Here is a 6,142-nt window from a genome sequence, read left to right on the forward strand (position 1 = left end):
AACGAGTGTGGAGGAGCTGCAATGGAAGAAATGCAATGGCCAATGCCCATGGACAACCTTGAGGGGACCCGCTGCAATCTGCGCCTGCTCGCGCCGCGCGACATCCCCGACATGATCCAAGCCTGCTCCGACCCCCTCACCCAACGTTTCACCACCATCCCCCACATCTACACCGAGGAGATGGCGCAGGAGTTCGTAGCCGCCGAGCGTGCCTGGGCAATCGTGGATGAAGACGACGTCTACTGCGGCCACATCGAACTCCGCCTGGAAAGCCTGGACAACCGAACGGTTAATGTGGGCTACCTCGCCGCGCCCTGGGCACGGGGCAAGGGGCTCACTACCGACGCGCTCAAGGTGGTCATGGCTCACGCATTCAGGCACGGTGCGCATCGCTTCGAAGTGCGCTGTGCGGTAGACAATAAGGCGTCTCGTGCCGTCGCGCGAAACGCCGGTGCAACCGAGGAAGGGATCCTCCGGGGCGCGGAATACCTGGGCGGCGAATTCCACGACATCGTGCTGCACGCCCGCCTGCGGCCCACTGAGTGAGGCAGTGTGAGGGAGTGTGAGGACGGGCGTCAGGGGTTGAGGTAAGGGGCTAGGCCAGCGGGACGCGGCGGACGGTGTTTGCTTCTTCGTCGGCCGCGTCGATCTCCGCGCGCGTGATGCCCAGCATGTGCAGCACCTCGTCCAAGAACGGCGAGCTCACGGAAGTATCCGCCACCTCCACCAGCGCCGGGCGAGCGTTAAACGCGATGCCGAGGCCGGCGGCGGAGATCATGTCGATGTCATTTGCGCCGTCGCCCACCGCAACGGTTTGGTGCATTTCCAGGCCGGAGTCTGCGGCGAACTCGCGGAGGAACTCGGCCTTGGCGGCGCGGTCCACCACTTTGCCGATCACGTTGCCGGTGAGCTTGCCATCTACGATTTCCAGCGTGTTCGCGCGCACATAGTCCAGCTCAAGCTCTTCTGCGAGGTCTTCGAGCACCTGGATAAAGCCGCCGGAGACCACGGCGGTTTTGTAGCCCAAGCGCTTGAGGGTGCGGATCGTGGTGCGGGCGCCGGGGGTGAGCACGATGTCATTGGCCACTTCTTGAATCACGGAGGCATCCAGCCCCGCGAGGGTCTTTACTCGCTCGCGCAGGGACTCCTCAAAGTCCAGCTCGCCCCGCATTGCGCGCTCGGTTACCGCTGCCACCTCTGCCTCGCGGCCAGCATGTGCTGCGAGCATTTCGATGACTTCACCAGTGATGAGGGTTGAATCGCAGTCAAAGCAGATGAGGCGCTTGGAGCGGCGCATAAGGCCTGCGCGCTCGATGGCGATGTCCACACCCACCTGGGCGGAGAGTTCCGCTAGTGCCTTACGCAGCATCTGTGCGCCGCCTGGCTTGGGGTCCGGCACGGTGATCTTAAGTTCCAGGCCGGTCACTGGGTAGTCAGAAATACCGCGGATGGTGTCAATGTTTGCGCCATAATCAGCCAGGGTTTGGCCGATCCTGGACAGCGCGGTTGCCTCCACAGGGCTGCCGAGCACCACCATTTCATGGGTAGAGCGCGGCCGGGAGTATTCTGCGGCATCTTGCAGCTCCACGGATACCTGGAGGCCGGCGAGGGTGGATTGGTTGAGGGTGTCTTTGAGGCCTGTGCGGATGGTTTCCAGCTCTTGCTCGTTCAGCCCCACATAGGCTGCGAGGGCCAGGAAGCCACGGAAGCGGGACTGCTCAACGTCAAGGAGTTGCACACCGTTTGCGGAGAGGACGCGAAACACGGCGGCGGACACTCCGGCGCGGTCTTTCCCTGTGACGGTTACTACGGCTGGGCGAAGGCCTGGTTGCAGCGGCACTGAGTATGAATCCATTGCTGTATTTTCCCACATGTTGGGTGTTTTTACCGCATGGCGGGTGGGACCTTGGGGCTTGGACCTGGGGCTTGAGCCTTGGGACCGCACTAGGTCTGGGAACCACAAGAGCCGCAGGCCCTGCGCGGACCTGCGGCTTGGAGGATTGTTCAGTAGAAGAATCGTTACTTCTTGTTCACTGGCTCGTGGTGGTGGCCAACGTGTGCTTCGCGGCGCATACGCTCCACCATGTGTGGGTAGTGCAGCTCGAACGCTGGGCGCTCGGAGCGGATACGTGGCATGGACACGAAGTTGTGGCGTGGTGGTGGGCAGGAGGTTGCCCACTCCAGGGAGTTGCCGTAGCCCCATGGGTCGTCCACGGTAACGATCTCGCCGTAGCGCCAGGACTTGAACACGTTCCACACGAATGGGATGACGGACATGCCCAGCAGGAAGGAGAAGACAGTAGAAACCTGGTTGAGGAAGGTGAAACCGTCGGACTCGAGGTAGTCAGCGTAGCGGCGTGGCATGCCCTCGTTACCAACGTAGTGCTGGACCAGGAAGGTGCCGTGGAAGCCGATGAAGGTGAGCCAGAAGTGGATCTTGCCCAGGGTCTCATCCAGCATGCGGCCGGTGATCTTGGGGAACCAGAAGTACACACCAGCGAAGGATGCGAACACCACGGTGCCGAAGAGGGTGTAGTGGAAGTGCGCAATCAGGAAGTAGGACTCAGCGAGCTGGAAGTCCAGTGGTGGGGATGCCAGCATGATGCCGGTGAGACCACCGAAGAGGAAGGTCACCAGGAAGCCCATGACCCACACCATTGGGGTCTCCCAGGAGATGTGGCCGCGCCACATGGTGCCCAACCAGTTGAAGAACTTCACGCCGGTTGGCACGGAGATCAGGAAGGTCATGAAGGAGAAGAATGGCAGCAGGATGGCGCCGGTCACGAACATGTGGTGTGCCCACACAGCCATGGAGAGTGCACCGATGGAGAGGGTTGCGAACACCAGGCCGATGTAGCCAAACATTGGCTTGCGGGAGAACACTGGGATGATTTCGGAAACGATGCCGAAGAAAGGCAGTGCGAGGACGTACACCTCTGGGTGGCCGAAGAACCAGAACAGGTGCTGCCAGAGGATGGCGCCGCCGTTGCCTGGATCGAAGATGTGGCCGCCGAGCTTGCGGTCGTAGAGCACACCGAGTGCTGCGGCGAGCAGCAGTGGGAAGATCATGAGCACGATCACGGATGCAACAAAGATGTTCCAGCAGAAGATCGGCATACGGAACATGGTCATGCCCGGTGCGCGCAGGGTGAGGATGGTGGTGATCATGTTCACTGCGGAAGCCACGGTGCCCACACCGGTGGCGCCCACGCCGACGATCCACATGTCGGCGCCGATGCCTGGGGAGTGGATGGAGTCAGCCAGTGGCAGGTACATGGTCCAGCCGAAGTCTGCTGCACCACCTGGGGTGAGGAAGCCTGCGAGCATTGCAACAACGCCGATCTGGGTGATCCAGAAACCAAAGGCGTTCAGACGTGGGAAGGCAACGTCTGGTGCACCGATCTGCAGTGGCAGCACGTAGTTAGCAAAGCCCCACACGATTGGCGTACCAAAGGCCAGCAGCATGACGGTGCCGTGCATGGTGAACAGTTGGTTGAACTGCTCGTTGGAAAGCATTTGCAGGCCTGGGGTGAACAGCTCTGCGCGGATGAGCAGGGCCATCAAGCCACCAACAAAGAACCAGATGAAGGACATCACCAAGTACATGACGCCCAAAAGCTTATGGTCGGTGGTGGTAAGCATCTTCCATGCCAGCTCGCCCTTGCGGCCGTTGCCGGATGGTGCGGGCCGTGTTGGCTCGACGTAACCCTCGAGCCGTGGCGCCACAGCGGTCATACGATCCTCCTGACTTGTGAGTCACCCACATAGTTTCAGGGAGTTTTCCCTGCGCTTGAGTGAAGTGACCTAATTTACATCGCCTTATCTTAAGGCCTTATACCGCCTAAAGCCAGCGGCTTTTGCTGGCATCTCCAGCGGGGTTACGGGTTCCTGCCAGCAATTTCCAAGGTTTTACCCGCGTTAAGCGTGATGGCCGTTGCTTATGCAGCAAAACCGGATTTTTTGCCACCCCGAACGCTGCGAATATCGTGACCCTTGCCACATCCCACATACCCCCGCGGGGTATCAATCCAAAGGTTGATCCCCTCCAGCTCCTGGATCCGTACTCAACTCACCGCCAGTCAAGCCACAGCAGCCCCATACGCAACAGCGCCGCCCCCTCTCCCCCACCTCGCGAACGCAGAGATAGCAAAGATAAAGGAAGAGAAAGCGGCGCCAAGACCATCGGCCAATGCTGCCCCTTGACTTCAGCCAAGGAACCCTAAAAGGAGCCCTAGAAGTCCCAGTCGTCGTCAGTGGTGTTCTCGGCCTTACCGATCACATAGGAGGAACCGGAGCCGGAGAAGAAGTCGTGGTTCTCGTCCGCGTTCGGCGAGAGAGCGGAGAGGATCGCCGGGGACACGCGGGTCTCGTCGGCCGGGAAGAGGCCTTCGTAGCCAAGGTTGTTCAGGGCTTTGTTTGCGTTGTAACGCAGGAAGCGCTTCACATCCTCGGTCCAGCCGAGCGGATCGTAGAGATCTTCGGTGTACTGGATCTCGTTGTCGTAGAGATCGTAGAGCAGGTCAAAGGTGTATTCCTTGAGCTCCTCGCGGCGGGCTTCGGTGGCCTCACGCTGCGCCTGTTGGTACTTGTAGCCGATGTAGTAGCCGTGCACAGCCTCGTCCCTGATGATCAGGCGAATGATGTCCGCAGTGTTGGTGAGCTTCGCATGACTCGACCAGTACATGGGCAGATAGAAGCCAGAATAAAAGAGGAAAGACTCCAAAAGCGTGGAGGCAACCTTACGCTTTTCCGGATCGTCACCCTCATAGTAGGAAAGCACGATCTTGGCTTTGCGCTGGAGGTTTTCGTTTTCCTCGGACCAGCGGAATGCCTCGTTAATTTCCTTAGTGGAGGCCAAGGTCATGAAGATGTTGGAGTAGCTCTTAGCGTGCACACTCTCCATGAAGGCGATGTTGGTATATACAGCCTCTTCGTGTGGAGTGCGGGCGTCGGGAATCATCGAAGTAGCACCGACGGTGCCCTGGATGGTGTCCAGCATGGTCAAGCCGGTAAACACCCGCATGGTGGTCTGCTTTTCCAACTCGTTGAGGGTGGACCAGCTCTTGATGTCATTGGACACGGGCACCTTTTCCGGCAGCCAAAAGTTACCGGTGAGGCGGTCCCACACCTCGAGGTCCTTCTCATCCGGGATGGTATTCCAGTTAATTGCACTCACCGGCTTGGGGTGCGACTCAATGTATGAATCGTAAGACACGTCCGTGCGCCTCCACTCTCACTGTTCCCGCCACATTTCGATACGCGGCACGATCTAGATTTCTTCTGTTTCAACCTGAGCGCAACAATATCATTCCTTGACTAACGTCACAGATCAGTGAAATAGGCCACATCCAATCACTAAGGTGAGGCTTAGCGACGTACGCAGCGCCCGCAGGAAACGAGGCTTCGCGCAGCAACAAAAAGGCGGTAGTGAGCAGCGCTATTAGCGTTACCCACATAATCAAATAGGCTTCAAAAGGTTTTTGCAATGATTGCCTTCCCTTAACCAAAAACCGTATTTAAGGTGGCCTAAGCTTCAGTGACACATCCGGTGGACGTCGGTACGCTTTGGGGCATGGCTATCAATGAAAAACTCGCAGCAGCAATGAACAACCAAGTCACCGCAGAGCTCGAGGCCGCAATGGTCTACCTGCAGCTCTCCTACCACATGGACGACCTCGGCCTGGTGGGCATGCGTGACTGGTTCCAGAACCAGCACCAAGAAGAACTCACCCACGCGGAGGCTTTCGCAGAGCACCTGCGCGACCGCGGCTACGTTCCACAGATCGGCGACATCACCCCGCCAAAGCTGGACATCGCCAATGCCACCGACGCCTTCGAGGCTTCCCTGGCGCACGAGCAGAAGGTCTCCGGCCTGATCCGTGACCTCGCTGCCCTCTCCGATTCCGTGAAGGACTACGACTCCCGCCCACTCCTCGACCACTTCCTGGCTGAGCAGATCGAGGAGGAAGCAACCGTGGGTGGCATCCTGGACCGCCTCAAGCTCGCCGACACCGGCGCGGGCATCCTGCAGATCGACAAGGAGCTCGCGGAGCGCGATTCCGCCGAATAGGGTTGCGGAATAGGGTTTGGCACAAGGAACGCTTGTGCTGAGATAGTTGGGGCTTGGCTTCGAAGTTTTCGA

5 protein-coding genes are annotated in these 6,142 nt (G+C 59.2%); 2 read left to right on the top strand and 3 right to left on the bottom strand.

Going from position 1 to position 6,142, the window contains the following annotated elements:
- Positions 1-21: 21 nt before the first annotated feature.
- Positions 22-546, top strand: a complete 525-nt coding sequence (locus NQ050_RS09780; RefSeq protein WP_257039134.1) for a GNAT family N-acetyltransferase — start codon at positions 22-24, stop codon at positions 544-546.
- A 49-nt stretch (positions 547-595) separates the two neighbouring features.
- On the opposite strand, the gene serB is transcribed toward NQ050_RS09780, so the two are convergent.
- The 3 genes from serB to nrdF all read right to left on the bottom strand — a co-directional run bounded on the left by serB (position 596) and on the right by nrdF (position 5,215).
- A complete protein-coding gene (gene serB / locus NQ050_RS09785) occupies positions 596-1,855 on the bottom strand; it encodes a phosphoserine phosphatase SerB (protein ID WP_373456444.1) in 1,260 nt (419 codons plus the stop codon).
- A 164-nt stretch (positions 1,856-2,019) separates the two neighbouring features.
- The gene (ctaD, locus tag NQ050_RS09790) at positions 2,020-3,735 is read right to left on the bottom strand and encodes a cytochrome c oxidase subunit I (protein ID WP_257039136.1); all 1,716 of its coding nucleotides are present in this window, start codon (positions 3,733-3,735) and stop codon (positions 2,020-2,022) included.
- 496 nt (positions 3,736-4,231) lie between these two features.
- Positions 4,232-5,215 carry a class 1b ribonucleoside-diphosphate reductase subunit beta gene (gene nrdF / locus NQ050_RS09795; RefSeq protein WP_257039137.1) on the bottom strand — a complete coding sequence of 328 codons (984 nt, stop codon included), beginning with the start codon at positions 5,213-5,215 and terminating at the stop codon, positions 4,232-4,234.
- A gap of 357 nt (positions 5,216-5,572) precedes the next feature.
- Here nrdF and NQ050_RS09800 point away from each other — a divergent pair, with 357 nt between their 5' ends.
- On the top strand, positions 5,573-6,070 hold the full coding sequence (locus NQ050_RS09800) for a ferritin (protein ID WP_257039138.1): 498 nt from the start codon (positions 5,573-5,575) through the stop codon (positions 6,068-6,070).
- The last annotated feature ends 72 nt before the right edge of the window (positions 6,071-6,142 follow it).

It is taken from the genome of Corynebacterium sp. 122RC1 (assembly GCF_024580955.1).
GTDB classification, from domain to species: domain Bacteria; phylum Actinomycetota; class Actinomycetes; order Mycobacteriales; family Mycobacteriaceae; genus Corynebacterium; species Corynebacterium kozikiae.

Excerpts from the sequence above, each read along its gene's own strand:
- ctaD (WP_257039136.1), bottom strand. The coding sequence starts at position 3,735 with ATGACCGCTGTGGCGCCACGGCTCGAGGGTTACGTCGAGCCAACACGG.
- serB (WP_373456444.1), bottom strand. The coding sequence starts at position 1,855 with ATGGATTCATACTCAGTGCCGCTGCAACCAGGCCTTCGCCCAGCCGTA.
- NQ050_RS09800 (WP_257039138.1), top strand. The coding sequence starts at position 5,573 with ATGGCTATCAATGAAAAACTCGCAGCAGCAATGAACAACCAAGTCACC.
- NQ050_RS09780 (WP_257039134.1), top strand. The coding sequence starts at position 22 with ATGGAAGAAATGCAATGGCCAATGCCCATGGACAACCTTGAGGGGACC.